Source organism: Brachybacterium sp. SW0106-09 (genome assembly GCF_001293905.1).
GTDB classification, from domain to species: Bacteria; Actinomycetota; Actinomycetes; order Actinomycetales; family Dermabacteraceae; genus Brachybacterium; species Brachybacterium conglomeratum.
Genome location: NZ_BCAK01000058.1, coordinates 47,236 through 73,941 on the forward strand (window position 1 = coordinate 47,236; position 26,706 = coordinate 73,941).

General features: G+C 67.8%; 22 protein-coding genes. 16 read left to right on the top strand and 6 right to left on the bottom strand.

Features of this window, described 5'->3' with window-relative positions; all coding sequences use genetic code 11:
* Window positions 1-27: 27 nt before the first annotated feature.
* Together Y09_RS15790 and dnaK are read right to left on the bottom strand one after the other, a co-directional pair.
* On the bottom strand, window positions 28-705 hold the full coding sequence (locus Y09_RS15790; RefSeq protein ID WP_053918824.1) for a nucleotide exchange factor GrpE: 678 nt from the start codon (window positions 703-705) through the stop codon (window positions 28-30).
* The gene (gene dnaK / locus Y09_RS15795; RefSeq protein WP_053918825.1) at window positions 705-2,564 is read right to left on the bottom strand and encodes a molecular chaperone DnaK; all 1,860 of its coding nucleotides are present in this window, start codon (window positions 2,562-2,564) and stop codon (window positions 705-707) included. The genes Y09_RS15790 and dnaK overlap by 1 nt, the downstream gene beginning before the upstream one ends.
* A 301-nt stretch (window positions 2,565-2,865) precedes the next feature.
* On the opposite strand from dnaK, the gene Y09_RS15800 reads away from it, so the two are divergent.
* From Y09_RS15800 to Y09_RS17600, 5 genes are all read left to right on the top strand, one after another.
* Entirely contained in the window at window positions 2,866-3,603 is a 738-nt protein-coding gene (locus Y09_RS15800) for a TnsA-like heteromeric transposase endonuclease subunit (RefSeq protein WP_053918826.1), read from the top strand.
* A gap of 65 nt (window positions 3,604-3,668) precedes the next feature.
* Window positions 3,669-5,579 carry a transposase gene (locus Y09_RS15805; RefSeq protein ID WP_234695769.1) on the top strand — a complete coding sequence of 637 codons (1,911 nt, stop codon included), beginning with the start codon at window positions 3,669-3,671 and terminating at the stop codon, window positions 5,577-5,579.
* On the top strand, window positions 5,576-6,652 hold the full coding sequence (locus tag Y09_RS15810; RefSeq protein WP_053918827.1) for a TniB family NTP-binding protein: 1,077 nt from the start codon (window positions 5,576-5,578) through the stop codon (window positions 6,650-6,652). The genes Y09_RS15805 and Y09_RS15810 overlap by 4 nt, the downstream gene beginning before the upstream one ends.
* A complete protein-coding gene (locus Y09_RS15815; RefSeq protein WP_082358925.1) occupies window positions 6,621-8,375 on the top strand; it encodes a TniQ family protein in 1,755 nt (584 codons plus the stop codon). Before Y09_RS15810 ends, Y09_RS15815 begins: the two co-directional genes overlap by 32 nt.
* Window positions 8,376-8,459: 84 nt before the next feature.
* The gene (locus Y09_RS17600; protein ID WP_053918829.1) at window positions 8,460-8,741 is read left to right on the top strand and encodes a hypothetical protein; all 282 of its coding nucleotides are present in this window, start codon (window positions 8,460-8,462) and stop codon (window positions 8,739-8,741) included.
* A gap of 1,140 nt (window positions 8,742-9,881) precedes the next feature.
* Here Y09_RS17600 and Y09_RS17375 read toward each other — a convergent pair.
* The gene (locus tag Y09_RS17375; RefSeq protein WP_148639698.1) at window positions 9,882-10,868 is read right to left on the bottom strand and encodes a hypothetical protein; all 987 of its coding nucleotides are present in this window, start codon (window positions 10,866-10,868) and stop codon (window positions 9,882-9,884) included.
* 183 nt (window positions 10,869-11,051) lie between these two features.
* Between Y09_RS17375 and Y09_RS15830 the strand changes: the two genes are divergently transcribed.
* Both Y09_RS15830 and Y09_RS15835 read left to right on the top strand, forming a co-directional pair.
* On the top strand, window positions 11,052-11,606 hold the full coding sequence (locus tag Y09_RS15830) for a GrpB family protein (protein WP_053918831.1): 555 nt from the start codon (window positions 11,052-11,054) through the stop codon (window positions 11,604-11,606).
* 244 nt (window positions 11,607-11,850) lie between these two features.
* On the top strand, window positions 11,851-12,207 hold the full coding sequence (locus Y09_RS15835) for a hypothetical protein (RefSeq protein ID WP_053918832.1): 357 nt from the start codon (window positions 11,851-11,853) through the stop codon (window positions 12,205-12,207).
* Here Y09_RS15835 and Y09_RS15840 read toward each other — a convergent pair.
* Window positions 12,181-13,203, bottom strand: a complete 1,023-nt coding sequence (locus Y09_RS15840; RefSeq protein ID WP_053918833.1) for a S66 peptidase family protein — start codon at window positions 13,201-13,203, stop codon at window positions 12,181-12,183. The genes Y09_RS15835 and Y09_RS15840 overlap by 27 nt on opposite strands.
* An 829-nt stretch (window positions 13,204-14,032) precedes the next feature.
* Here Y09_RS15840 and nhaA point away from each other — a divergent pair.
* On the top strand, window positions 14,033-15,847 hold the full coding sequence (gene nhaA, locus Y09_RS15845; protein WP_148639702.1) for a Na+/H+ antiporter NhaA: 1,815 nt from the start codon (window positions 14,033-14,035) through the stop codon (window positions 15,845-15,847).
* Window positions 15,848-16,057: 210 nt separating this feature from the next.
* Here the strand turns inward: nhaA and Y09_RS15855 are convergent, their stop codons facing one another.
* On the bottom strand, window positions 16,058-16,909 hold the full coding sequence (locus tag Y09_RS15855; RefSeq protein WP_053918836.1) for a LuxR C-terminal-related transcriptional regulator: 852 nt from the start codon (window positions 16,907-16,909) through the stop codon (window positions 16,058-16,060).
* Between the two features lie 92 nt (window positions 16,910-17,001).
* Between Y09_RS15855 and hxlB the strand changes: the two genes are divergently transcribed.
* Window positions 17,002-17,574: a 6-phospho-3-hexuloisomerase gene (gene hxlB, locus Y09_RS15860; RefSeq protein WP_053918837.1), complete on the top strand. Its 573-nt coding sequence runs from the start codon at window positions 17,002-17,004 to the stop codon at window positions 17,572-17,574.
* A 53-nt stretch (window positions 17,575-17,627) separates the two neighbouring features.
* A complete protein-coding gene (gene hxlA / locus Y09_RS15865) occupies window positions 17,628-18,251 on the top strand; it encodes a 3-hexulose-6-phosphate synthase (RefSeq protein WP_010550966.1) in 624 nt (207 codons plus the stop codon).
* A gap of 338 nt (window positions 18,252-18,589) precedes the next feature.
* Here the strand turns inward: hxlA and Y09_RS15870 are convergent, their stop codons facing one another.
* Window positions 18,590-19,783 (bottom strand): alcohol dehydrogenase catalytic domain-containing protein, encoded by a 1,194-nt coding sequence (locus tag Y09_RS15870; RefSeq protein ID WP_053918838.1) that lies wholly within the window; start codon window positions 19,781-19,783, stop codon window positions 18,590-18,592.
* A gap of 225 nt (window positions 19,784-20,008) precedes the next feature.
* Between Y09_RS15870 and Y09_RS15875 the strand changes: the two genes are divergently transcribed.
* From Y09_RS15875 to Y09_RS15900, 6 genes are all read left to right on the top strand, one after another.
* Window positions 20,009-22,687, top strand: coding sequence for an excinuclease ABC subunit UvrA (locus Y09_RS15875; RefSeq protein WP_053918839.1), 2,679 nt, complete (start codon window positions 20,009-20,011; stop codon window positions 22,685-22,687).
* 597 nt (window positions 22,688-23,284) lie between these two features.
* Window positions 23,285-23,833, top strand: a complete 549-nt coding sequence (locus tag Y09_RS15880; protein ID WP_010550963.1) for a type 1 glutamine amidotransferase domain-containing protein — start codon at window positions 23,285-23,287, stop codon at window positions 23,831-23,833.
* A gap of 7 nt (window positions 23,834-23,840) precedes the next feature.
* Window positions 23,841-24,152 carry a putative quinol monooxygenase gene (locus Y09_RS15885; protein ID WP_053918840.1) on the top strand — a complete coding sequence of 104 codons (312 nt, stop codon included), beginning with the start codon at window positions 23,841-23,843 and terminating at the stop codon, window positions 24,150-24,152.
* Between the two features lie 353 nt (window positions 24,153-24,505).
* Window positions 24,506-25,276: a hypothetical protein gene (locus tag Y09_RS15890; RefSeq protein ID WP_053918841.1), complete on the top strand. Its 771-nt coding sequence runs from the start codon at window positions 24,506-24,508 to the stop codon at window positions 25,274-25,276.
* 11 nt (window positions 25,277-25,287) lie between these two features.
* Window positions 25,288-25,707: an MmcQ/YjbR family DNA-binding protein gene (locus Y09_RS15895; protein ID WP_053918842.1), complete on the top strand. Its 420-nt coding sequence runs from the start codon at window positions 25,288-25,290 to the stop codon at window positions 25,705-25,707.
* Complete coding sequence (locus Y09_RS15900; protein ID WP_053918843.1) at window positions 25,704-26,705, top strand: endonuclease/exonuclease/phosphatase family protein; 1,002 nt, start codon at window positions 25,704-25,706, stop codon at window positions 26,703-26,705. The genes Y09_RS15895 and Y09_RS15900 overlap by 4 nt, the downstream gene beginning before the upstream one ends.
* Window position 26,706: the final 1 nt, after the last annotated feature.

Consider the following 26,706-nt stretch of genomic DNA (forward strand, 5'->3'; position numbering starts at 1 on the left):
GCCCCGGCGTGCTGGAGGCGCCTGCTCTCAGGCGGGTCCGCGCGTGCCGACACGGGCGGGGCGCAGCACGCGATCGTTCATCGCATAGCCCGGCTGCATGACGAGCGAGATCGTGGCGGTCTCGACGTCGTCGGCGTCCTCGTGCATGAGGGCCTCGTGGAGGTTCGGGTCGAACTCCTCGCCCACCGCGCCGAAGCGCTTCAGGCCGTGGGAGCCGAGGATCTCATCCAGCTTCTGCGCGATCGAGTGGAAGGGCGTTCCCTCGGCGATGTCGCCGTGCTGGCGGCCCAGCTCCACGTCGTCGAGCACGGGGATCAGGGCGGCCAGGACGCGGCCCATGGCCGCCTCCTTGCTCGCCTCGGCGGAGGCCTCGATCCGGCGGCGCGAGTTGACGTACTCGGCCTGCTCGCGCTTGAGCTGCTCGGTGAGCGCGGTGACCTGGCCCTCGAGCTCGGCGACCCGTCCGGCGTCGGCCGGGGCGGAGGCCCCGCCCTGGCCCGAGGCGGCCTGCTCGAAGAGCGTCGCCGCCTCGGCGTCGATCGGGTCGACCGGCTCCTGGGCGTCCTGTCCCTCGGAGGCGGGGGCGTCCCCGGAGGGACGGACCGAGCCGTCCTCCGGGTTCACCTTCCGCTTGTCGGTGAAGGAGAACCGCGGCTCGCCCTCAGGGCGCTGAGCGTCGTCGGGGTGGCTCTGGTTCTCGGTCATCACTTCTTCTCCTCGTCCTCGTCCACGATCTCGGCGTCGACCACGTCGTCGTCATCGGACGACGGCGCCTCGGTGCCCCCGGCAGCGCCCTCGGCGCCCTCCTGGGCCTGGGAGTAGATCGCGGTGCCGACGGCCTGGAGCGCCTCGTTCAGCGCGTCGCGCTTGGCCTCGAGGTCCTCGGTGGAGGCGTCCTCCTTGGCCAGCTCGTCCTTCGCCTCCTTGATCGCGTCCTCGGCCTTCGTCCTGTCGCCGTCGGAGATCTTCTCCTCGTTGTCCTTCAGCAGCTTCTCGCCCTGGTAGACGAGCTGCTCGAGGGTGTTGCGGGCGTCGGCGTTCTTGCGGCGCTCCTCGTCCTCGGCGGCGTGGGCCTCGGCGTCCTTCACCATGCGGTCGATGTCCTCGTCGGACAGGGCGGAGCCGCCGGTGATCTGGATGGACTGCTCGTTGCCGGTGCCGCGGTCCTTCGCGGTCACGTGCACGATGCCGTTGGAGTCGATGTCGAAGGTGACCTCGATCTGCGGCATGCCGCGCGGGGCCGGGGCGATGCCGGTCAGCTCGAAGGTGCCGAGCATCTTGTTGTCCCGGGTGAACTGGCGCTCGCCCTGGAAGACCTGGATCGCGACGGAGGGCTGGTTGTCCTCGGCGGTGGAGAAGACCTCGGAGGTCTTGGTCGGGATGGCCGCGTTGCGCTCGATGAGCTTGGTCATCACGCCGCCCTTGGTCTCGATGCCCAGGGAGAGCGGGGTGACGTCCATGAGCAGGACGTCCTTGCGCTCGCCCTTGATGACCGCGGCCTGGAGAGCGGCGCCGACGGCGACGACCTCGTCCGGGTTCACGGACTTGTTGGGCTCCTTGCCACCGGTGAGCTCCTTGACGACCTCGGTCACCGCGGGCATGCGGGTCGAGCCGCCCACGAGGACCACGTGGTCGATGTCGGAGACCTTGATCCCGGCGTCCTTGATGACCTGGTGGAAGGGGGCCTTCGTGCGCTCGAGCAGATCGGAGGTCATGTCCTCGAACTGCGCGCGGCTCAGCTTCTCGTCCAGGTGCAGCGGGCCGTTCTCGGTCATGGAGAGGTACTGCAGGGAGATGGTGGTGGAGGTGGAGGAGCTCAGCTCCTTCTTCGCCTGCTCGGCGGCCTCCTTGAGGCGCTGCAGGGCGATGCGGTCCTTGCCCAGGTCCACGCCCGCCTTGTTCTTCACCTGCGAGATCAGCCAGTCGACGATCTTCTGGTCCCAGTCGTCGCCGCCGAGGCGGTTGTCGCCGGCGGTGGCCTGGACCTGGATGGTCGAGCCCTCCTCGTCCTTGCTCACCTCGAGCAGGGAGACATCGAAGGTGCCGCCGCCGAGGTCGAAGACCAGGATCTGCTCGTCGTCGTTGCCCTTCTCGAGGCCGTAGGCGAGGGCCGCGGCGGTGGGCTCGTTGATGATGCGCAGGACGTTCAGACCCGCGATCGTGCCGGCGTCCTTGGTGGCCTGACGCTCGGAGTCCGAGAAGTAGGCCGGGACGGTGATCACCGCGTCGGTCACGGACTCACCCAGGTAGGACTCGGCGTCCTTCTTGAGCTTGCCGAGGATGCGGGCCGAGATCTCCTGCGGGGTGTACTTCTTGCCGTCGATCTCCTGGGTCCAGTCGGTGCCCATGTGGCGCTTGACGGAGGAGATGGTGCGGTCGACGTTGGTGACGGCCTGACGCTTGGCGACCTCGCCGACGAGCACCTCGCCCTGCTTGGAGAAGGCGACGACCGACGGGGTGGTGCGGGAGCCCTCGGCGTTCGCGATGACGGTGGGCTGACCGCCCTCGAGGACGGCGACGGCGGAGTTGGTGGTGCCGAGATCGATTCCGACGACACGGGACATTGGTGCCTGCCTTTCTGCGACGGATGCGCCGCACGGGATCTTCGCTGCCGACCAGCGGCCGACGGCAAGACTTGAGCTGTACGGACTCAAGTAGAGAACCCGAGATCGACGATGTCAATCTCAGCAGCTCCGTTCTTGAGTGCACCCGACTCAACTCCGCTCCGATCAGGTTCATTCCCGGTGCAGCAGGTCGTGACGGAGGCCACATCTGTAGGTTCCGGGACAAGTTGGCCAGTTCCGGGTTTCTTGGCCAGCGCGTGTCAGATTTCCGGCGCATCTGTCAGACGGGCACGATGGACCTGTGGGCGGACGCGAGGTGTTCCTCCGGTACTGCACCGTCGCCGGCGACGAGGTCGCGACGACGTGGGAGGAAGCACGTGCCGATCTGATTGTTGAGGGCCTACCCGTGCGCGTGCCACCGACCTACCGGGGCCAGCGGAGCTACCCGGGCCTGTTCTGGGCTGCGACCAATGATCGGACTCTGGTCTACGAGAGCTTGCTGGAGCTGGATCGGCTATGGCTGGCGGACTTCAACCCGGCCGTGACCAGCATCTGTACGCAGCCATTCCAGGTCACGGGCCGCGACGATGGTGACCTCCGTAAGCACGTGCCTGACCTGCTGCTGATCAATGATGACGGCACACCGACGGTCGTCGACGTGAAGCCCGCTGCGTTCCTCGAGAAGCCGCGGGTCCGAGCCCAGTTCGAGTGGACGCGTCGACTCTGTCGCGAAAAGGGTTGGCGTTACGAGGTCTTCACCGGCGGCGACCCCATCGTGCTGCGAAACATCAAGCTTCTCGCCGTCGGTCGACGGCCCAGACGAGTGCCCGACGAGTGCCTGACGGAAGCGAGGGCAAGACTGGATGGGGCAGAGACCACTCTGGGCAAGGTTCTTGCCCGCTGGCCTGTGACCTGCGACGAGAGCATGTGGCGCGTGGCGGTTTTCGCACTGGTGTGGTCCGGCGAAGTCGCGATCGATCTGCATCGTCCCGCGAACGCCGAGACGATCCTTAGACGCACGGCTGGGGTGATGGTGTGACTACGGAGAGCCTGGATACATCGGTAGGGGCACGCCTCTGGTACGAGGGCGCGGCCTGGACTGTCGTGCAGATCGATGGGTCCACAGTGCTGTTGCAGTCGGCCGACCGCTACGTACGCGTTCACGCGCCGGCGCTGGTGGGCGTTGCTCGACCGCTGGACGAGTCCTTCCATGATGACAGCCCGCATGCCGAACTTGACGCGGTCATCCTCGCCAGTTTGACCGGCGCTCAACGAGCTCGTATCGAGTCCGAAGCCGCGGTCTACAGCGCGCTCATCCTGACCGTCAGTGACGTGCCGCTGGAACACCGCTACGAGGAGGCAGCGGTGAAACTGGCGATCTCGGCGCGTTCCGCCAGGCGTCGCGCGAGCCGGTACGCCGAGCGAGGCCTGGCTGGGCTGGCCGATTACCGCTTGTTCCAGCCATCCCGTCGCGCGGTCGCCCCGGAATGGGACCAGACCTGCCGCGAGGTACTCGACTCCTTCACGAACCGTTCGAACCCCACCATGCGCACCGTGCTTCGCAGGACGAACGCGCTCTACCTCGAGCGTCACCCCGGTGCTCCTATCCCGTCGCAGACGGTCGCCTACGAACGCCTTCGCGAGTTGGACAAGGGTCGGTACACCTTCGGCGCAGCGAAGCAGCGGCGCTCGGTGGCTGAGCGGCCCCAGGGGGTGCTCGGCCGCCTGCGAGCCGATCGGCCGGGTCAGTTCGTCGTCCTCGACACCACTCCATTGGACGTGTTCGCGATGGAGCCGGTCACAGGTCGGTGGATCAATACCGAGCTGACAGTGGCGATGGACCTGTACTCACGGTGCATCCTGGGGCTGGTCCTGCGTCCGATCTCTACCACCGCGCAGGACGTCGCGGCGGTAATGTTCCAGGTGGTCACCCCACAGACCTGGGGCCCGCCGTCCAGCGAAGAGGTCCCGGCGCCGTACGTCGGGGTCCCGGAGACCTTGCTGGCGCAGGAGACCGGCGCACTGCCGGACACGATCGTGGTCGATCACGGGAAGGTCTATCTCTCCCAGCGCACCAGAGCGGTGTGCCATCGACTGGGGATCAACATCCAGCCCGCGATCCCCCACAAGCCGACGGACAAACCCACCATCGAGCGGTTCTTCCGCACCATCCGCCAGCAGCTGCTCGAGCACCTGGCCGCCTACAAGGGCCCGGACATCTACTCCCGCGGCAAGAGCATCGAGGACCAGGCGTTCTACTACGTACCCGAGCTCGAGGCGATCCTCCGCGAATGGGTGGGGATCTACCACCACACCCCGCACCAGGGCCTGTGCGATCCGCTGCTGCCGAACGTGGAGCTGTCCCCGGCGGAGATGTTCGCCCGCGGCATGGCCACCGCCGGGCTACTGCGACTGCCGGCCAGCGATGATCTGCGGATGGAGTTCCTCGACGTCGCCTGGCGCTCGATACAGCACTACGGCGTCGAGATCGACGGCCGCCGCTACGACGGGCCCGGACTCAACCTCCACCGCGGCACCCGCTCACCCTACGGAGGCGCGCACGCGAGCAAGTGGCCGATCATGATCGACCGCGACGACGTGCGCACCGTCTACTTCCAGGACCCCGACACCCGGACCTGGCACGACCTGGAGTGGGAACACGCCCCAGGCCTGGACGCACCGCTCAGCTCCGAAGCCGCCGCCTACACCCGAAAGCTCAGCCAAAAGACCAACCGACACGTCGATGCCGGCGCCGCGCTCGACGACTTGCTGGACCGCTACAGCAAAGGCTCTGTCACCAACCGTCGCGAGAAGAACCTCGCCCGCCGCCTCGCCACCGTGTCCGGCACAGACCGCGCCGCGCCGGCTGCCGACGACCCGTCGGGAGTGATCGATCTGGTTGCCCATCTCGAGCACCGCCGAAACAAGGCCCAGGTCACGGACGATCTCGACGTATTCGAGCAGTTCTGGGCCGAGCATCCCGACCAGGGCGCGTTCGAGGTGTTCGACGAATGATCGGGCCCGGGAATCGGTGGGCGGTGTGGCTGCGGGAGAACGAGCCGGCCCGGTACAACCTGGCGACCAAGCAGGGCTGGGACGCGTTCGTCCATGCCGCGCCACGCACGCCCCTGGAGCGACTGTCCCAAGTTGAGATCGGCCGGCTCAGCATCGCGGAGCGGGAGGACTACAACGACGCCCGCGCCGTCTGGAACGCGAACCCTACGACTGTGCATACCGCTCAGCTCGCCCGTGCCTACGGCGTGATGGATCAGGTGATGGCCTCCAACCGGCGCGACAGTGACCGACTGCGCGGGGCGGTAGTGATCGATGCCGCCCCGGCACTGGGCAAGACCACCATCGCCACCCGCTACGCCCGCGACCTCCACCGCAAGATCCTGCGCCGGTTCGGCCCGCGCACCCCGGAGGGTCACCAGCGCCTGCCGGTGGTCTACCTGCCACTCAGCGCCGGCACCACGCTCAAGGGACTGAACCAGAAGCTGCTGCGGTTCTACGGGCACCCGGCAGCGACCCGCTCCACCCGCGCCGAACTCGGGTCACTGGCGGTCGACTGCGTCCAGGCCTGCCGCACCCAGCTGATCATCATCGATGACCTGCACTTCATCGACTTCAAACACCGCCACGGCCACGAGGTCTCCAACCATCTCAAGGGCCTCGCGAACGAGATGCCCGTGACCTTCATGTACGTCGGGGTGCGGCTACGAGAGAAGAAGTTCTTCGACGAAGGACTACTCGGCGAAGACGCCGTCTACGCCCAGACCTCCCGCCGCGCGACCCGCTGCGAGGTCGCACCGTTCACCCACGCCACCACCTCCGGGGCCCGGGCCTGGAGCGCGCTGTTGGCCGCCCTGGAATCACACGTGATCCTCGCCGACGCCCACCCCGGAATGCTGACCGACCACGCGAAACTGCTGGCCAAGCGCACCCAGGGCTGCATCGGCTCGCTGACGAACCTGCTGGACCGGGTCTGCTACCTGGCCATCGCCACCGGCACCGAGACCATCACCCGCGAGCTCATCACCCAGGTCACGATCGACAATGCAGCCGAACTCAGCGCCGGCACCGCCTGACCCACCCCCAGACTCGCGGCCGCACCCGCGGTTAATCCCCGGCGGCTACGACCTCGACACTCCGCCCATCCACATCACCCCGCTCCCGGGAGAATCCGCGGTCTCGTGGCTGCGCCGTGCCGCTGTGCGCTACCAGATCAGCCCCCGCAACGTCCTGCGCGCCGGCGGCGCCACCCGACAGATCTCCTCCACCCGCGCCGCCACCACCCGGATCACCTCCCCCAGGAACGCCTTCACCACCCGGCTCGGCCTGTCCGCCGACGAACGCCGACTGCTGCGAGACCCCACCCCGCTCGGACACGCCCTGGACTCCTACGCCCGCGTCTACCAGCACCCCGACACCTCGACCACCGGAAAATCCAGTCGCTTCTGTCCGACCTGTCTCGCCGTCGAGACACCCACCTGGGACAAGGATTGGACGAACCCGCTGCTGGCCGTCTGCCCCAACCATGACCTGCTGCTGCTCGACCGCTGCCCCGCCTGCCAGGCTGTGCCCTACGCCAGCCCCGCCTGGCTGAGCGAACCGCTCGAGCTCTGGCGCTGCACCGCCCGCACCCCCTCCCCACCCGGGACCGGGCGGCGCGTGCGGCCCTGGTGCGGCCACGATTTACGCACCATTCCGCCCACGGCGGCCAACCGGGTGCAGGCTCGAGCGCAACGGCTGCTGCTCGAGCTCGCCCGCGACCCCGACGAACCCATCGAGCTCTGCGGGATCACGATCACTCGCCGGATCGGGTTCGACGCCATGGTCGAACTCCTCGCCGCCGCACTCCACGATCACGGCAGCAGCTTCCACGACCTGTCCGTACCCACCGCCGAGATCGCCGCCGGACTGGCCGACACCCTCATCGTCCTCGAGGTCACCGACCCGATTCGGGCCGGGAAACGTCTCCAGGAACTGGTGCTGCCCACCGACCGCCAAGCCCCCGTCACACTGAAGGCGGCGACGAGCTCGGCGAAGAATCCACTGCTCGGGGCGCTACAACTCGGCCGCCACCGCGAGCACCTGACCGCGACCAGCCAACTCGTCTTTCGCACCGGCGCCACCCACCCCCGATACCCGCTGCCACCGAAGACACCCCGCGCCGCGGTGGCTCACCTGCTGCTGCCCGAACACGCTTCGCCCGGACACCCGCTGACCCTCGCGCGCATCCCCCAGGCGATTTGGCTCGGCACGCTGCCCGGCCTCGACGACTCCGATCCGATCACCCGCGCCGAGATTTCCCTGCTACTCGCCCACCTCGGAACCACCCGCCCGTGGTCCCACCTCACCCTCGACCTCGGCCTCCCCCGCGCCTTCCACATGGCTCTTGCCCGACGCATCCGCACCAGACGCGCCCACGGCACCTGGCCGGCCCTGCTGACCCACCTCGACGAGCTCCTCGAGCATCTCAAGGCGCACCCGCCGTGGCCGAACTACCGCCACCGCCGCATCCTCGCCGACGACCTGCTTCTGCTCGACCGGGCCCTCGCAATGGCCGACTCCGACCAGCGAAGGCCCGAGCTTGCAGTCCAGCGGCGCTTCTGGGAGCTGTTCACCGGCGGTGACGCCCTCTTCGCCCCGCACGTGCTTGCCATCCCCGCTGACCAGCACGCCCACTGGAGACAGCAACGCCATGAGCTCGACGACGAGCAGGCGGAGCTCTTCGCTGCGGCGTTTCAGATCCTCGACCGCTCCAGCCTCTTACGCCTCGGCAGGCCACTGAGCTGGCAGCCACCTTGAAGCGGAGACTTCACCTTTCAGCCCACCCCTTCGGCCGGGGCGATAATCAGCGTCGACCCGTTCCCCTACATCTTCGCCAACAGCGTGCTGGCCCTTCTCGACCAGCAGCCTCGTGACGGCACCCGTGCTGCCGCCGCGCAGACCGCTCTCACCCGGTGCACCGGCCAGCCAGGTGCTCTCGATGCGAGCACCGCCGACCACTGGGCCGGCCCCACCGCCACCCTCTACAACGACCTCAATAGCGCGGCCCCCGTCCCCGACCGCTCGACCCTGCCCGCGCTGCCCTTCCGGGACCGCTATCGCGATTGCTTCCCCGCGGGGCACCTCTTCGAACTCGACAGTCCCAGGATGCCCACCAGGATTTAGTCAGAAGATGGTGCATCAGCTCCGTCCAACGAATATTGTGCGGACCATGCCTTCGATAGCTATTCGTCCTGCAACCGAGTCGGATACCGCGGGTAGCCGTGGCGCGTTCCCAGATCTCCTGCCTGATCGTTGGCGCGAGGGCGGCAACCGCAGGTCATTCGTCGCAGTGCGCCAGGCCAACAGCAGCGCGGCTGCCGGCGGGGTCGACGACGGAACGGAGGTGCTGGGGCATTGCCGCGGCATCGACAACGCCTCCCACCCTGATTCGCGAACACTTGTGTTCGAGGTAGCACCTGAGCTTCACGGAACGGAGGCAGAAAGAGAACTACTTCGGGTGCAGATTGCGTCCTCGACGCTTCCACTTCGATCAAAGCTGGAGCCGAAGAATCTGGCGCTCCGGGCACTTCTCGCTCGATTCGACAGCGTCCTTGTACAGCTCATGCCCCCGTGGCGATACTCAGTCGATGCTGAACTCCGTACTTGGGCCGAGTCAGTGCTTGCATCGACTGTCGGCGACGCACAAGTCGTTCCCGCATCGCAACTACCGCCCGCCACTCTCCACACGCTGGAAGTTGATCACTACATCACCCAACACGAATCTTGGTCCCCGGCGGCATCACGCCCCGTCCTCCTCGACCAACTCGCGGACGATCACGACCCCTCCAGTGCGAGTACGTGGGACCACACGCATTCGAGAGCCGTAATCTCGCACGACGGTGATGTGCTTGCCGCGGCCCTTGTCTGGGGCGCCATCGGGGCGCCTGGGGATCCCGCAACCGGTGACGAGGCGCCTGAAATCTCTCACCTCAGTCAGCCTTATGCGAGCCCGGAAGCGTGGACAAACAAGTTGCGTGCAATCGCCGGGGTGGTCGCAAGCGTTCCGTTAGGAACGGAATTATGCATCGACTCCCACCTCAGTATGCGCGACGAGTTCGCATGCATCGGTTCAATTCCCGGCGTAGATCGTGAAGCCGGCGAGTGGACCGCCATCGTCGCCACCCCTGTCCCCGGCGGGCCACCCCCGATTCCGCTTGACCTCACAATCATTCCGGACGCCGCAGTGTGGGCGCGCGAATTCTCTACATCAGAATCGTGAGCTCAGGTGCGATGTGTTCGCTCACCAGCGATCCGCGAGTTGCCCTATTCCGATTTCCCTGACGCGTCGTCGGCTGACTCCCCATCGTCGGCATCCGCATCCTCGTCCTCAGGCTGTGGCCCCACGAGGGTCGCCTCCACCCAAAGATGCTCGTACTCGTCCCTCAGAGACTCCCTTGCCGGAGACGGCATAGGGGACACGACCGTCGTTGTTTTACCGACGCCGTTCAATGACGTGCCGACTGTGAGAACGTCGCCGTCGTCCGCCACGAGAACGCGGTCATGTAGCCCAGTAGACGCACGGACTTCGACCCGTCGAGAAAGGCTTCCCCTTCCTAGGTACGCCTGCATGGCTCCAATCTCCCGGCAGTTATTCATTTTGCCGGACACGAGCAGCCGGGTGAGCTGGGTGCTAACGATTATCGTGTGCAGGTCCGCCAACTTTAGGTACGGGTCCACGAACATACCTGGGCCAGCTGCGGCGAGCTGCCCGACCAGAATCGGGTATGCGAGAGGGTCCTCGCGGCCGAGGAGGACAACACTCACCTCCTCCTCGCTCTCGTCGCCGGTTTCAGCATCTCGCAACAAAGCACGGCCCAGATCCGTGAGCCGTAGCCCCGCTTCTCCGTCAGCGGGAGCAGTAATCTCAGCCAACCATGTGAGGCGAACAAGGTGCCCGACCGTCGACTCAGCCGGCGACACAAGCTCACGCTCTGTCACATACCGGGGGCCGGCGACGGGACCGAGATTCGCAAATGGCCCAATGCGCGAAGCGAACATTTCCCGGAATGGACGGAATGAGTCACCAACAATCGAGGCAACCATACGGTTACTCGCCGTCTGTAGTCCGAAAAAATCGCCTGTCAGTGTACCTTCGGACACTTTCCGACGAGTTGTCCTATACACCGCTTCACTTGGCTCTCGATTGTTCCGCCACAACTCGACCTGAGTCCGGGTCGGGTTGTAGTAGTTCTGGTTGCACGCGGCGACGAACGCCATGACTTCATACTGCTCGACCGAGAGGATATCCACCACTCAATGCTACTTGCAGCGGCTGACTCCCCAGGTTTTTGGGACGACGTGGGACGACGCACTTGCTGACCTGATCATCGACGGTCTCCCGGTTCTGGTCATCTCAGTCCTACCGGCATCAGCGAAGCTACCCAGTGGCGATCCGGGCCATGGCTGATGGCTCCGTACAATGGCGTCGTGCCAATGCCATCCCATGCTCACCGTCGTGCAGACGTCACCGTCGCCAAGCTGATCGGCGGCAAGGAGAAGCGGGACATCTCAGTCGTCGCCTCCGATCCCACGTGGCCGCGGAGTTACCAGCACCATGAGAGCCGCATCCGCATAGCCCTTGGATTGGATGCCGCCATCGAGCACATCGGATCGACGTCGGTGCCGGGCTTGGCCGCGAAACCGATCATTGACATCCTCATCGTCGTCAACGACATCACCGCTGAGGAGGACTATCTGCCACAGCTCGTGGAAGCGGGCTATGTCTTGCGGGTCCGCGAACCCGGCCATCGCCTGGTGCGGACCCCGCAGCTCGACGTCCACGTTCACATCCTTGAAACGGGCGACCCGCGCATCGACGAGTACTTTCTCCTGCGTGATCACCTACGACGCGACGAGACGGACCGCGACCTCTACGCTCGCACCAAGTACCGACTATCAGCCCAGGACTGGCCGGACATGAACGCCTATGCCGACGCCAAGACAGAGGTCATTACCCAGATCAAGGAACGTGCCCGCCATAGCCAGTGACGCTCGGACCAGCTGAAACCGTTTACTGCGCATGGACGCGGTTCTCCTGAGGAATCTGACAACTTAGCGAGAATCTGGGTACTTGCCCTACTCGTCGCGCCGCAGGCCACGGTGGCCAGCTTCTGTCAGATCACGCGAGAACCTACAACGCATGTAGGTTCTCGACAAGTTGGCAGTAATCTCATCGATCTGTCAGTGGCGTGTCAGTAGTCTCATCGATCTGTCAGTAGACGACGATGGGGACGTGGGCGCGAACGGGACCACCGTGCGGTACTGCACCGTCGCCGGCGACGAGGTCGCGACGACGTGGGAGCAAGCACGTGCCGATCTGATCGTTGAGGGCCTTCCCATGCGCGTGCCACCGACCTACCAGGGCCAACGGAGCTACCCGGGCCTGTTCTGGGCCGCGACCAACGATCGAACTCTGGTCTACGAGAGCCTGCTGGAGCTGGACCGGCTCTGGTTGGCGGACCGCTACAGCGCTTGCTTCCCCGCAGAGCACCTCTCCGAACTCGACAGGCCCAGACAGTCCACGGAACTTCAGTCACCGTCTCGTGAACCAGTTCCGGTGGGATCAGGCGAGGGTTTGTGTGATCGCTGACTTGTGCGCGGAGTGCTCCACGATCGCCAGTGCCCCGTTGACCAGCGGCAGGTACGGAGCCCAGTGACCGCATTCGACGTCGGCGAGAAGCGGGACCCCGAGGCCGCCCAGGGCATCGACCACAGCCTCATGCTGCGTGAGCGTGTCGATGGCAGGCGCGTATGTCCTGCCGACCAGCACAGCTGCAGCACGGTCGAAGACACCGTTGAGGCGCATACCGTGCAGGTGACGGCAGATCGTCGCGGCGTCATGGCCAGCTGCCTCGACATAGACGAGCAAACCGTCACCGAGGCCGGCGAGCCGGGCCGTGTCGAGGTACCGGGTGCCGGCCAGATTCGTCAGGGTCTCGATGCAGCCACCGATGAGGCGACCCCTCACGTCGAGGTCGCCGCCGAGGGAGTCCAGCCGCGTCCAACTGCCGGGGGTCTCCAGCACGTACTCGTCCACCTCAGGATGCTCGACGTAGTCCACATATCCTTGTCGGTGCACTCCAGGCGGCGTCTGCTCGAAGGTCGAGCCCGGGGCCATCGACACGATGTCGAGCCAGTCCACGAGACCCTCGGGCGTGCGATATGGCGTGTCCATGAGGTTGTTGCCGTGGATCGTCGCCCACCCTGCGATCAGCGTCAGCGGGGTGATGATGGTGGCGATGTCGGAGAACCCGACGACCCAGGTCGGCTCTGCAGCGGCAAGGGCGTCCCAGTCCAGCAGCGGGATCAGGTCGATGGCCGTCTCGCCTCCCCAGGGAGGAACGACAGCACGTATCGCGGGGTCGAGAAGCATACGCTGCAGCTCAGCCGCACGCTCTGGCACTGGGGCGCTGACGTGCGACGAGCCATTCATGCAGTCGCCAACGTCGACCTCGTAACCGTGACCCCGGACCACTTCGATCGCGACGTCCAGCCGTGCCTGGAGCGGCCCTGAAGCTCCCGAGGAGGGACTGGTGATCCCGACGAGATCACCCGGCCGTAGGCGATCGGGGAATCGTAGATTCATAATGTGAGCCTACAGAACATACCCACAGTGCGGTGCGGGACCGCACCGCGGGTCCCGGCCCACAGGTAAGACGTTTTCGGGAGACCTTCATGCCCGGCCGAGAACGGCTCACACGCGTGAGGAACTGGACAAGATACTGAGAATCCGTGAGCGCCACGACGATGTCGCACTGCTGGTCACAGCGTCGTCTTTCTGACAGCTCGCGCGAGAACCTACAACATCCGCAGATTCTCGACGAGGTGGCAGTGATCTCACCGATCTGTCACTGGCGTGACTGGATCGCGGATCCTGTCTTGGGCCAGGGCATCGACGACGGTGCGGGCTGCGATACGGGCCCGACGCCTCCAGGCCCGGCAGCCCCCGCAGCCCTCGCCTCTCATCACGTCGCCGAACGCCAGGATCGCTGGTTGCGCGGGTCGAGCTCGCCGCGCAGAGAACTGAGACCGGGCGGAGCGTCTCCTGGTCCTCGCACAGCTGATCGTTCTCAGCCTTCGTTCGCTTGACCTCGGCAGTCCCTGCGCTGGTGACACCCGGACTGGTCCCGCCGTCGACATCGTCCAGCGCCGGACAGCGCCGCACGGACCCCCACGGGAAGCCGTCCTGCCAAGCGGCCGCGACCACTGCCGCGAGGTGGGAGAGGAACTCCCGCGGGAGCTCTCGCACGAGCCGCGCACCTCGCGCGCAGCTGGGGATCGATCTCCTACGGCCGCCCGTCCATCCCCTCGGCCCCGAACAGCAGCGGCATCGGACCCGGTACGACCTAGTGGCGCCGGCCAGCACGGTCAGGCAGAATCGCGCCGTGCCCCACTCAACCTCACCCTCGCGCGGAATAGCCGGAAGACTCCGCACGGAGTCGGGCTCGGCCGTGCTGCTCATCGTCGTCACGGCCTTCGCTCTCCTCTGGGCGAACTCGCCGCTGTCCTCTTCCTATGTCGAGCTGTGGCAACAGAGCGTGGGGATCGACGTCGGTCCGTTCGGCCTGCATCTGGATCTGCACCACTGGATCAACGACGGACTGATGGTCGTGTTCTTCTTCGTCGTGGGCCTCGAGGTGCGCCAGGAGTTCGCACACGGGGCTCTGCGGGACAGCAGTCGCGCCCGCCTGGCGGCGATCGCGGGCGTCGCGGGTGTGGCGGTGCCTGCGCTGGTGTACGTCCTGGTCGTCGGCGCGTCCGGTGGCGAGGGGCTTCGCGGGTGGGGGGCGGTCGTCGGAACGGACACGGCGTTCATGCTCGGTGCTCTCGCGATCGTCGGCCCCCGGCTTTCCGGGCAGCTGCGCGTCTTCCTCCTGACCCTCACGGTGGTCGACGACTTCCTCGCGGTGTCGATCATCGGGGTGTTCTACAGCGACGAGATCCGGCCCGTCCCGCTGCTGGTCGCTCTCGGCTGCCTCATCGCCCTGTGGCTGGTGGGCCGTTCCCGGCAGTGGAGTGCCGCTCCGTACGTCGGGATCGTCATCGTGCTGTGGCTGGCGACTCTGTCCTCCGGCATCCACGCCTCGCTGACGGGCATGATCGCCGGCCTTCTGATCCCTGCCTACCCGACGCAACGGCACAAGGTGGTCGCCGCCCGGCAGCTGTTCCGCGACTTCTGGCAATCCCCGAGCGCTTCCTCGGCGCGTGCCGTCGGACGGGGGCTGTCCAAGGGCGTGTCGGTCAACGAGCGGTTGCACGAGTACCTCCGTCTCCCCACGGCGTTGCTGGTCGTGCCGATCTTCGCTCTGGCCAATGCCGGCGTCGACCTGCGCGGCGGGGTGGTCGCCGACTCGCTGGGCTCGCCTGTGACGTGGGGCGTCATCGCGGGGCTCGTGCTCGGCAAGCTCCTCGGAATCGGCATCGCGACGCTCCTCGCCGTTCGGATGGGCGCAGGCCGACTGCCGGAGGGGGTCGGAATGGGCAGCGTGTTCGGCGGGGCAGCACTTTCGGGCATCGGTTTCACCGTGTCGCTGCTGGTCATCAGCCTCGCTTTCGACTCCTCCTCGGATCTGGGGCGCCAGGCGACGCTGGGCGTGCTCGTGGCGATGGTGCTCGCCACTGTTCTGGGCTGGTCGATCTTCAAGGTCGCGGCCCGTCGGTGGGGAGAGGAGACGGCGGATCTCCCGATGACGCTCGACTCTCCGGTGGACCCCGAGGTGGATCACATCCGCGGACCGGAGGACGCCCGGCTCACCCTCGTGGAGTTCGTGGACTTCGAGTGCGAGTACTGCGCGCACGCCACTGGCTCATGGGAAGACCTGCACGGGCGCTTCGGTGACGATCTGCGCTACGTCGTGCGGCATCTGCCTCACCATCCTCACGGCCCCCTCGCCGCACGGGCCGCCGAGGCGGCCGCGAAGCAGGGGGTGTTCTGGCCGTGGCTCGACTTCGTCTTCACTCGTCAGCACGCGCTGGAGAGGGAGGATCTCATCGGCTACGCGGCTGAGCTGGGGCTCGATGTCGAGGCGTTCATCGAGGATCTCGACAGCGACGAGGTTGCTGCGAGGGTGCAGCGGGACATCGCGAGCGCGGAGGCGAGCGGCGCCAGGATGACCCCGACGTTCTTCATCGATGGTTGTCGGATGGTGGGCAGCTATGACGCGCGCTCACTGACCGAGATGCTGGAATCCAGCCGTCGCGGGAGCCGCACCCAGGCGGCGAACGCCTGAGGACGATCCGCGAACCCGGAACACGGTGGGACGCGGGCCGTGCCGGCGCGTATCAGTCACAGCTGCGCGTTCACCGGTTTCGCGTCGGGCTGTTCCTGGACGGCGTGCGGCATCGCCTTCACCGCCGGCCACCAGCTCTTCGAGGTCACGGCCATGAGCCTCGCAGCGCAGTGGGTGCGGCACCGCTGCCGACGTCCGGACCGAGGCCCACTATCGAGTCTGGGCGCTCGGAGAGTGCGCATCATGGGAGTGAGTGATGCTTGCGAGCTCGGCGCGCGTGCGGGCGCCGTATTTCCGCAGCAAGTTGGCCACGTGGTACTTCACGGTGTTGGCCGTGATCCCGAGCTGGTCGCCGATGCGCTGGTTCGAGATCCCGGTCGCGACCAGGCGCAGCACCTGCTTCTCGCGGTCGGTGAGTTCCTCGGCGCCCTCCACGGTGAGCGCTGCGCTGGGTGGGTCCAGCGGGATCTCGATCCGCAGCGTCGTCCCCCAGCCCGGGGTCGTCTCCACGTCCATGGTTCCGTCGAGCGCCGCCACTCGCTCCACGATCGGACGCAGTGTGTCGTCGTGCGCTGTCACCGCGATTCCCCCGTCGTCACGGACCTCCATCAGCAGGTTGCGGCCATCGCAGTCCCAGCCGATCCGGGCGCGTGCAGCGTCCGCGCGGTCCATGAGCGAGAGCACTGCTGTGCGGGAGATGGCGCGGGCTTCCCGAGCGACCGGGCCCGGCAGCGCCCGTCCTCGCGCAGGAGGCTCTGCGAACTGGACCTGCAGGGGCCCGGAGCGGATCAGAGGACGCAGTTCGGTGCGCAGGCGCGAGAATGCCTCGGCTACCGGCTCGAGCACGCTCTCCTGCTGCTCATGGACCGAACGAGCACGGATGAGTGCGGAGGAGGCGATCTCCGTGGCCTCCCTGCGCGCGGCCGCATCCGCGAGTCGGCCGGAGCGGAGCACGGCGAGGATCGATTCGAGGGTGATCGCATGTTGATCAGCCTGCTCGGTCAGGGCACGGTCCCGCGACAGGGAGCTTGCACGTTCCAGCGGGGTCGGGAGGTCGCTCACTCCGCTACTCTAGCCCGACCTGGGAGGCCCACCCGATCGAACGGGGCACCCCGCTCATCGGGCAGCAGTGGACCACCGCAGACCGGCCCAAGATGGTCGGCATGGAAGAACGAAGCATCCAGGATTCGCTGACGCGGATCGTCAACGAGATCGAGGGGACAGCTGCCCTGCCCGACGCGCCCGCGCTCGCGGCCGCCGTCGAGCTGACAGCGGACGTCCGGCGGGTCTTCGTCCACGGCGCCGGGCGCTCCGGGCTCGCGCTGCGTATGACGGCCATGCGCCTCATGCACCTCGGGCTGCAGGTCCACGTCGTCGGTGAGACGACGACCCCGGCGATCGGAGAGGGCGACCTGCTCCTGACCGCCAGCGGTTCCGGCACGACCTCGGGAGTGGTGAGCGCGGCTGAGACGGCGCGATCCGTCGGCGCCCGCGTCATCGGGATCACGACCGACCCCGAGTCACCGCTTGCTCAGCTGTCCCACGCCGTCCTGGTCATCCGTGCGGCGACGAAGACAGACCGGTCCGAGCAGCAGTCGGCCCAGTACGCCGGCAGCCTCTTCGAGCAGCTCCTCGTCCTCGTCGGCGACGCTCTCTTCGACGTCCTGTGGCAGAAGAGCGGTCAGAGTGCGGATGCGCTCTGGCCCCGTCATGCCAACCTCGAATGACCTTTCTTCCCCGTTCCATCATCGACACCACCACGAGAAAGAGACACCCTGATATGCGACTGCAGTTCGCCATGGACACCCTGACCACCGAGTCCGCCCTCGACCTCGCCGCGAAGGCCGCCCCCTACGTCGACATCCTCGAGCTCGGCACCCCTCTGATCAAGAGCGAGGGCCTCGCGGCGATCACGGCGGTCAAGGCCGCCCACCCCGACAAGACCGTCTTCGCCGATCTCAAGACCATGGATGCCGGCGAGCTGGAAGCTGACATCGCCTTCTCTGCCGGAGCGGATCTGGTCACCGTGCTCGGCGTCGCCGGTGACAGCACGATCGCCGGCGCGGTCGCCGCGGCGACCAAGCACGGCAAGGGCGTCGTCGTCGATCTGATCGGCGTGGCCGACAAGGCCGCACGGGCCCGAGAGGTCGTCGCCCTCGGCGCCGTGTTCGTGGAGATGCACGCCGGCCTCGACGAGCAGGCGGAGGACGGCTACAGCCTCGACGCCCTGCTCGCCGCCGGCGAGGCCGCCGAGGTCCCGTTCTCCGTCGCCGGCGGCGTCAGTGCGGACTCCGTCGAGGCCGTCCAGCGGGCGGGAGCAGACGTGGCCGTCGCGGGCAGCGCCATCTACAGCGCATCGGACGTCGCCGGCGCGGCCGCCGCCATCCGCTCCGCCATCAGGTGACCACCGCCCACCGCATCCCGTGGAGAGAGGGCAGGTGACGGCACGCCCGGCCCCTGCCCCCTCCCACCGGGTGCGGTGGACTGATGCCGCAGTCGATCCCCGCGTGGCGCAGAGCGCCACGTGATCCTCCTCCCCGCAGGGCGTGCCGAGGCGTGCCCGGCATCGGCGTCGGTCGGAGCACTCATCCCTGCCGCTGAGCTCCGGCATGCCGGCCCCACCTGCCCCAGGCCCGCGCCGGGCATCGTCCAGGACGGGATCGGCGACGGATCCGTGCACAGAGCCGGCCCGCGACCGCCGCTGGAGCGACGATCGCGGGCCGGGTGCATGACGGCCCGGGATCAGGCGGGGATCATGCCGTGGGGATCGATGATGAACTTCTCCGAGACACCGGCATCGAACTTCGCGTAGGCGTCGGGGGCCTCGTCGAGGCTGATGACCTTGGTGTTGAGCATGTCGCTGAGGTAGGGCATGCGGTCCCACAGGATCGACATCATCAGTTCACGGTTGTAGTGCATGATCGGGGCCTGGCCGCCGGAGATCCGAGGCGACTTGATCCACGCCTTGCCGAAGTCGAGCGAGAAGGTGCCCTCCTGCTCGGCCTTGGACGAGGCCAGCGGGTCGGGGCCGTAGACGCCGACGATGCCGGTGGCACCGCCTGCGCGGGTGGCGTCCATGACCTGGTTGATGGCGTGGGCCGGGTTCATGTCCTCGGCCTCACGGCCGATCCCGTGGGCTTCGTTGCCGACGTAGTCGACGGCGCAGTCCACCATGGGTTCGCCGAGGATGGCCTCGATCTGATCGGTCAGCGGCACGTCCTGGTTCAGGTCGATGGTCTCGCAGCCGTTGTTCTTCACCAGGTCCAGCCGGTCCTGATGGTAGTCACCGACGATGATGCAGGAAGCGCCCAGGAGACGGGCTGCCGCGGCGCCGCAGCGACCGACGGGACCGGCGCCGGCGATGTAGACGGTCGAGCCGGGCTTCGCCCCGGCCTCCATGAGGCCGTGGAACGCGGTGGGCAGGATGTCCGAGAGCAGGGCGAGGTCACGGATCTTCTCCATGGCCTGGTCCTTGTCCGGGAAACGGAGCAGCTGGAAGTCGGCGTAGGGGACGAACAGGTACTCCGCCTGCCCACCCTGGAAGTCGCCCAGGTTGAACCCGTAGGCGCCGCAGGCCGCGTCGGGGTTCACGGTCTCGCACACCTCGGTGTGGCGGGCGCGGCAATTGCGGCATCGGCCGCAGGCGACGTTGAAGGGGACCGAGACCAGGTCGCCCTCGGAGAGGAACTCGACGTCGGGGCCGACCTCGAGGACTTCTCCGGTCATCTCGTGGCCCACGACCATGCCCTGGGGGACAGGGAAGGACCCGCGGTAGATGTGCAGGTCGGAACCGCAGATGTTGGTGGCGACGATCTTGAGGATGACTCCGTGCGGGGCGCTCCTGCCGTTCGGCATCTCGAGCTTCGGGAAGTCGAGGGACTCGACGCGCATGTCCTTGACGTTCTGGAACACGACGGCGCGGTTGCTGCTTGCCATGACGTTCTCCTCCAGTTGGGGATGGCCCGGTCGCGGAAGTGCCACGGTCATATGGATGCCCGTCGCCCGCGACCTCGGCTCTCCTCGAGCATAGGGCAGAGGGAACCTCGCCCTCCATCGAGGTGCCCGCCGCGGCTGCGGCGACAGGCACCACGGGCAGGTGGACCGTGGAGGACTGGGGCATGCACCGACCGATCGGTGGAACGCGTTGCTAGTCTCGCCGGCATGGTCGAAGCACGCAGATCCGCATCGTCGGACTCCTCACCCGTTCAGCCCGACGTGCAGGTTCTCGGCGCGCGCGAGCACAACCTCCAGGACATCGACCTGACGGTGCCCCGCGACGCGCTGGTGGTGTTCACCGGGGTCTCGGGATCGGGGAAGTCCTCCCTGGCCTTCGGAACCCTGTTCGCGGAGTCCCAGCGCCGCTACCTCGAGTCCGTCGCTCCCTACGCCCGTCGCCTCATCGACCAGGCCGGTGTCCCGGACGTCGACTCCATCACGGGCATGCCGCCGGCCGTCGCTCTTCAGCAGCAGCGTGGAGGCCGCAGCGCGCGGTCCTCGGTGGGCAGCATCACCACGCTCTCCTCGCTGGTGCGCATGCTCTACTCCCGGGCCGGCCACTACCCCGATGATCAGCCGATGCTCTACGCCGAGGACTTCTCCGCCAACACCGTGCAGGGCGCATGCCCGGAGTGCCACGGCATCGGCCGGGTGTACGAGGTCACCGAGGACACGATGGTGCCGGACCCTTCATTGACGATCCGCGAGCGGGCCATCGCCTCCTGGCCGACGGCCTGGCACGGTCATCAGCTGCGCGATGTGCTCGTCGCGCTCGGCTACGACGTCGATGTGCCCTGGAAGGATCTGCCGAAGGAGGATCGGGACTGGATCCTCTACACGGATGAGACGCCGTATGTCCCGGTCCACTCGCGGCTCACACTCTCCGAGGCCCGGGCCGCGACCGCGGCGGGCATCGAACCGAGCTACTCGGGCACCTTCGTCGGCGCGCGTCGGTACGTGCTCGACACCTTCGCGAACACCAAGAGCGAGTCGATGAAGCGACGCGTGGCGGAGTTCCTCTCGGTCGCTCCCTGCCCTGCCTGCCAGGGGAAGCGGCTGAAGCCGGAGTCCCTGTCCGTGACGTTCGAGGGTCTCGACGTCGCAGATCTCTCCGCTCTGCCGCTCGCGGAGCTCTCCACGCTGATCGACCAGGCGGTCGTACGGGCCACCGGCGCTCTCGACGGGGCTGAGTCGGCGGGCCGCACAGGTGGCCAGGATGACCGACGCGACGCCGGGCAGCGGATCGACGCCGGAGGATCCGCCCCCGCGGCCGTCGAGGACGCGCGCATGTCCCCTGACCGCTCGGTCGAGAAGCTGGCCGCGACAGCGCGATTGGGCGCGGAGCTCGTCAACAGACTGCGTCCGATCATCGATCTGGGTCTGGGGTACCTCTCCCTGGGCCGCACCACCCCCACCCTCTCCGGCGGGGAGCTGCAGCGACTGCGACTCGCGACCCAGCTGACCTCTGAGCTGTTCGGTGTGGTCTATGTGCTCGATGAGCCGTCCGCGGGTCTTCATCCGCAGGACGTCAGCGCTCTGCTCGGCATCCTCGACGGGCTCAAGCGCCGGGGCAACAGCCTGTTCGTGGTGGAGCATTCGGTGGATGTGATGCGGCACGCCGACTGGCTGGTAGACATCGGGCCCGGCGCGGGTGAGCGCGGCGGCCGCGTCGTCTACAGCGGGCCCTACGAAGGGCTCGCCGAGGTGGAGGAGTCCGTGACCCGCGGCTATGTCTTCGGGGGCAGCGGCCTGCCCCGGCGGACGCCCCGGGAGCCGCAGGGATGGCTGCAGCTCGAGAACGTCACGCGCAACAACCTGCGCGACGTGTCGATCTCCTTCCCGCTCGGGGTGTTCACCGCCGTCACCGGAGTCTCGGGATCAGGCAAGTCCAGCCTGGTCAGCCAGGCACTGCCCGCGCTGCTCGGCGAACGGCAGGGACGAGCCGACCAGGCGGAGGGTGCCGCCGCCCCCGAAGGGGACGAGCTCCTGCTGTCGGACGAGCCCGATGAGCTCGAGGGAGAGATCCGCGGCGACGTCGCGGGGGTGCGGCGTGTCGTGAGCATCGACCAGAAGCCCATCGGTCGCACCCCACGCTCGAACGTCGCCACCTATACGGGCCTGTTCGACCACGTGAGGCGGAGGTTCGCGGAGACGCCCGAGGCTCGCGCTCGCGGGTACAAGGCGGGCAGATTCTCCTTCAACGTCACCGGTGGTCGCTGCCCTACCTGCAAGGGCGAAGGATCAGTCATGGTGGAGCTGCTCTTCCTCCCCTCGGTCTACACCGAGTGCCCCGACTGCCACGGCACCCGCTACCAGTCCAGCACGTTGGAGATCGCCTGGCGCGGCCGCAACATCGCGGAGATCCTCGCCATGAGCGTCGAGGAGGCCCACGACTTCTTCCACGGCGAGTTCGACATCATGCGCTCGCTCACGGCACTGATCGATGTGGGCCTCGGATATCTCCGTCTCGGACAGCCGGCCACCGAGTTGTCCGGAGGTGAGGCGCAGCGGGTGAAGCTCGCCTCCGAGCTCCAACGATCCCAGCGCGGGGACACCCTCTACGTCCTGGACGAGCCGACGTCCGGGCTGCACAGCGCCGATTCCGACCGGCTCGTGACGCATCTCCAGACCCTCGTGGACGCAGGCAACACCGTCGTCGCGGTCGAGCTCGACATGCGCATCGTCGCCGTGGCCGACCACGTCATCGACCTCGGGCCCGGCGCGGGAGACGATGGCGGCACGGTGGTCGCCTCGGGCACGCCCGCGCAGGTCGCCTCGTCCGGAGCCGGTGCGTCGGCACCGTACCTCGAGGCCGCGCTCCAGGAGGCCACCTCCCGGATGTGAGAGTCGGAAGGCTGCGAGCTCCCTCCGGCGGCCAGGACTGCCTGCGGGCCCGCCAGGCCTGGGTCGAGATGGAGAACGATGACGTCGAGCTCGTCGACAAGAGGTCGCCATAGCCGTCGACGACTCCACGGCCGATCCCGTGCGTCGTGCCCGACCGGAGATCCGGGGACGGGCCCGAATCGCCGGATGCGATCGGCGCGGTCCCCCCGGCGGCATCGGAGTCGCCGACGTCTTCGTGCTCCGGTGTCCCGGCGCCCAGGCGCCCAGGCGTCCAGAACGAGATGGCCACGTGCGGCCCGTCCCTGACCAACGAGGTCTAGGCTGGAATGCGGGCCCGGCGCTCACATCCGGCCAGGCCCCGGTGAAGAACGACAACCGTCGATGGCGGAAGGTCATCGTCGACCACAGGGCCGAAGCTTCTTGACCGTCTCCCAGGATCCGGCCCGAGAATCGGCAGCCAACGCCTGCCGGCACTCCGATGAGCGCAATGACGACTGCACGCGAGTCGTCCTGCACCCGAACCACGTTGCCCGGTACGGACAGCGTGCGGCTCGCCCGCACGGGCAGGCCGTCACCTCCCACAGAACGGAGCAGAACATGGCAGACGAATTACGAGGGAAACGGATCGCGATCCTGGCCGCGGACGGCGTCGAGCGCGTGGAGCTCGAGCAGCCGCGACAGGCTCTGCAGGACGCCGGGGCCACGACCGTGCTGCTCTCGCTGCACGAGGGCGAGATCAAGGCCCGCGAGAACGACCTGGACGAGGCCGGGACATTCCCGGTCGATGCCCTGGTGAAGTCCGCCTCGGCCGACGAGTACGACGCCCTGCTGCTTCCCGGCGGCACGGTCAACCCCGATCAGCTGCGCGTGGACACCGACGCAGTCGGATTCGTGCGCGACGTCATGGCCGCCGACAAGCCGGTCGCCGCGATCTGCCACGGACCGTGGACGCTGATCGAGGCCGGTGTCGCGAAGGGTCGGACGCTGACCTCGTACCCGAGCATCCGCACCGACCTGCGCAATGCCGGAGCGAACGTCGTCGACGAAGAGGTGGCGCGCGACGGGAACCTGATCACCAGCCGCTCGCCCGAGGATCTCCCGGCCTTCAACGCCGCGATGATCGAGCTGTTCAGCCAGGACAAGTGAGGAAAACATGATCAACGTTGCATTGTCGGTCGTCGTGCACGCCAAGCCCGGGAAGGAGCAGGACGTCGCGGACTTCCTCCGCAGCGCCCGACCCATCGTCGAGCAGGAGGAGGGTACGCAGGCCTGGTTCGCCCTGCAGTTCGACGAATCGACCTTCGGGATCTTCGACGTGTTCCCCGACGACGAGGCCCGCCAGACCCACCTCTCCGGTGGCGTCGGTCAGGCACTCGCTGCACAGGGAGCTGATCTGTTCAGCACCGAGCCGAGCATCCAGAACGTCGACGTGATCGCGTACAAGCTGCCCGGCGAGACCACCTAGAGCATCAGCCTCGATTGACATCGGGGTGCAGCCCCGATCGGCTCCACAGCCGTGGCCACGGCTGTGGAGCCGATACCCGGGGCGTCCCGATCCAGGACCGTGCGAGTTGCGCTGCCCGCTGGCGGCCGATGGTCCCCTCAGCGGGGCACCCAGACCGCCATGCCGCCCCGTTGACGCATCAGCCCCTCCTCGATGGTCGGCAGGTCAGTGCTGCCTCCGTGGCCCTGCGCGCCCTCGGTGGGCCGTCGCCGAGGCCGACGGTCCCGGCGCGGACCTGCGGGCGCTCGAGGGGTCCCCGGGTGAGCTCGGGGTCGACGCACTCCCGTTCCCGTCGGATCCCTTAGCCTCGCTGCATGTCTCCGACCACCGACCCGTCGGCCCCCGCGCCCCGCCCTGAAGACCACTCCGACGAGCCGCCCTCCTCGAGCCGCTTCCAGCGCCTGGACGGGCAGGCGGTGCGCCGCTCGGCCGCGGCGCTCGAACACCGGATCATGACCCGCTTCCCCGATCGCACTCTGTGGGAGGTGTGCCGGGAGGTGGTGGGGCTCGTGGACGAGATCAACGCCGGCACCGGCATCAGCCGCCGACGGGTGCGGCTCGCCCGACTGCTCTCACGGCTCGCGATGCTCGCGGTCACGCTGTTCCTCGGCGGGGCTGTCGCGCTCGCGGCGGTGGACCTGTTCGCGGAGCGTGACGTGCTGGGCCCGCTGGACGTGCTCCCGCTGCTCGAGACGATCATCAACGACCTCGTCTTCGGCGGGATCGCGGTGTTCTTCCTGCTGCGGATCCCGGAGAGGATGGAGCGGGCGCGCGTGCTGCGGATCCTGCACCGTCTGCGCTCCCTGGCCCACGTGATCGACATGCACCAGCTGACCAAGGTGCCCGAGCGGCTCGAGCGCGGCTCGCGCGCGGACGGCGGGCTGGACCTGGACCGCACGGAGCTGACCCGCTATCTCGACTTCTGCACGGAGATGCTCTCGCTCGTGGGCAAGAGCGCGGCCCTGTTCGCGGAGCACACCACCGACGGCGACGTGCTCGACGCGGTCGAGGGCATCGAGGCGCTCACCTCGGACATGGCCCGCAAGGTGTGGCAGAAGATCGGCATCATCCAGCAGCAGGGATGAGAGGAGTGGCGATGGACGGGACCGCGCTGCAGCAGGTGGCTCGAGCACGGGCCGAGGAGCTTCCGGCCGCGAAGATGACGCTTCCGTTCGGTCCGGACTATGACGTCGCGAAGGTGCTCGGGAAGATGTTCTTGCTGCTCACCGAGGCGAAGGGGACGCCCGTCGCGGTGGTGAAGGCCGAGCCGCGCGACGCCGAGGCGCTGCGCGGGGCGCACCCGGAGATCACGCCCGGCTATCACATGAACAAGCGGCACTGGATCACGTTGAACCCCGGCGGGCTCGAGGCGGAGTTCGTGCGCGAGCTCGTCACGGACTCCTACCTTCTGGTCGTCGAGACGCTGCCGCGGGCGCGGCGGCCCGTGGATCCACAGACCTTCCTCGCCGCCGAGGGCGGCACCGGCACCTCCTCGACCGACGGGCCGGCGGCATGATCGGCCGCGCGGTCCGCGGCGCGGGCTGGGTGCTGCTGGTCCTGGGCGTGCTCGGCGCCGCGGCGCTGCTCGTGCTGCGGCGGGTCACCGTGATCCACACCTGGCACGAGTACCTCATCGCCGCCGCGTCGTTCATCCCATTGCTCTGGCTGCCGCTGCTGGTCGCGGCGCTAGGACTCGTGCTGCTCCTGCGCGCCCGGTGGCGACTGCTCGCCGCGGCGCTCACCCTCGTGCTCGCAGCGGTGACGGCCTGGCCGATGCTCCCCGCCCCGGAGCGGTCGGACACCCCGCAGGTCACCCCCGAGGGCACGCTCACCGTGCTCTCGTCGAACATCGAGTACGGCGGCGCCGACATCGACGAGATCACCCGTCTCGCCGAGCAGGGGGTGGACGCGATCGCGCTGCAGGAGGTGACGCCGGAGTTCGAGGAGGCTCTCGAGACGTCGGGCCTGCTGGAAAACTTCCCGCATCATGTCGGCACCGCCCGCGACGATGCGGGCGGGACGATGCTGCTCTCCCGCACCCCTGTCGATCTGGTCGACTCCACGGAGGGCACCGTCTTCGACAACCTCCTCGCCGCCACGACGGTCGACGGCACGCGCTGGCACCTCGGCGTGATCCACACGGCGCCGCCGCAGATGGGCGCGGAGTCATGGACCGCCGATGCCGCAGCGGTCGGCGAGATGGTGGCGCCGTACGCCGAGGAGAACCTGCTGCTGGTCGGGGACTTCAACGCGATCGCGCAGCATCTCACGATGCGCGAGCTCACGGCCGACGGCTCCCTGCGCTCCCTCGCCGTCCCCGGGCGGGGCCGCGGGGAGGGGCTGTGGGAGCCGACCTGGCCCGTCGGCCGCAGCGTGCCGCCCTTCGCCCGGATCGACCATGCGCTCGTCGGCCCCGGTGTCGAGGGCCCCGTGCCGAGCTATCTGACGATCCCGGGCACCGACCACAAGGCGCTGCGGGTGCAGGTCTCCCCCGCCCCGGCGGACGGAGACTGAC

Coding starts and splice junctions, on each gene's coding strand:
- Y09_RS15790 (WP_053918824.1), bottom strand. CDS start 705: ATGACCGAGAACCAGAGCCACCCCGACGACGCTCAGCGCCCTGAGGGC.
- dnaK (WP_053918825.1), bottom strand. CDS start 2,564: ATGTCCCGTGTCGTCGGAATCGATCTCGGCACCACCAACTCCGCCGTC.
- Y09_RS15810 (WP_053918827.1), top strand. CDS start 5,576: ATGATCGGGCCCGGGAATCGGTGGGCGGTGTGGCTGCGGGAGAACGAG.
- Y09_RS15815 (WP_082358925.1), top strand. CDS start 6,621: ATGCAGCCGAACTCAGCGCCGGCACCGCCTGACCCACCCCCAGACTCG.
- Y09_RS15830 (WP_053918831.1), top strand. CDS start 11,052: ATGCCATCCCATGCTCACCGTCGTGCAGACGTCACCGTCGCCAAGCTG.
- Y09_RS15840 (WP_053918833.1), bottom strand. CDS start 13,203: ATGAATCTACGATTCCCCGATCGCCTACGGCCGGGTGATCTCGTCGGG.
- hxlB (WP_053918837.1), top strand. CDS start 17,002: ATGGTCGGCATGGAAGAACGAAGCATCCAGGATTCGCTGACGCGGATC.
- hxlA (WP_010550966.1), top strand. CDS start 17,628: ATGCGACTGCAGTTCGCCATGGACACCCTGACCACCGAGTCCGCCCTC.
- Y09_RS15870 (WP_053918838.1), bottom strand. CDS start 19,783: ATGGCAAGCAGCAACCGCGCCGTCGTGTTCCAGAACGTCAAGGACATG.
- Y09_RS15875 (WP_053918839.1), top strand. CDS start 20,009: ATGGTCGAAGCACGCAGATCCGCATCGTCGGACTCCTCACCCGTTCAG.
- Y09_RS15880 (WP_010550963.1), top strand. CDS start 23,285: ATGGCAGACGAATTACGAGGGAAACGGATCGCGATCCTGGCCGCGGAC.
- Y09_RS15885 (WP_053918840.1), top strand. CDS start 23,841: ATGATCAACGTTGCATTGTCGGTCGTCGTGCACGCCAAGCCCGGGAAG.
- Y09_RS15890 (WP_053918841.1), top strand. CDS start 24,506: ATGTCTCCGACCACCGACCCGTCGGCCCCCGCGCCCCGCCCTGAAGAC.
- Y09_RS15895 (WP_053918842.1), top strand. CDS start 25,288: ATGGACGGGACCGCGCTGCAGCAGGTGGCTCGAGCACGGGCCGAGGAG.
- Y09_RS15900 (WP_053918843.1), top strand. CDS start 25,704: ATGATCGGCCGCGCGGTCCGCGGCGCGGGCTGGGTGCTGCTGGTCCTG.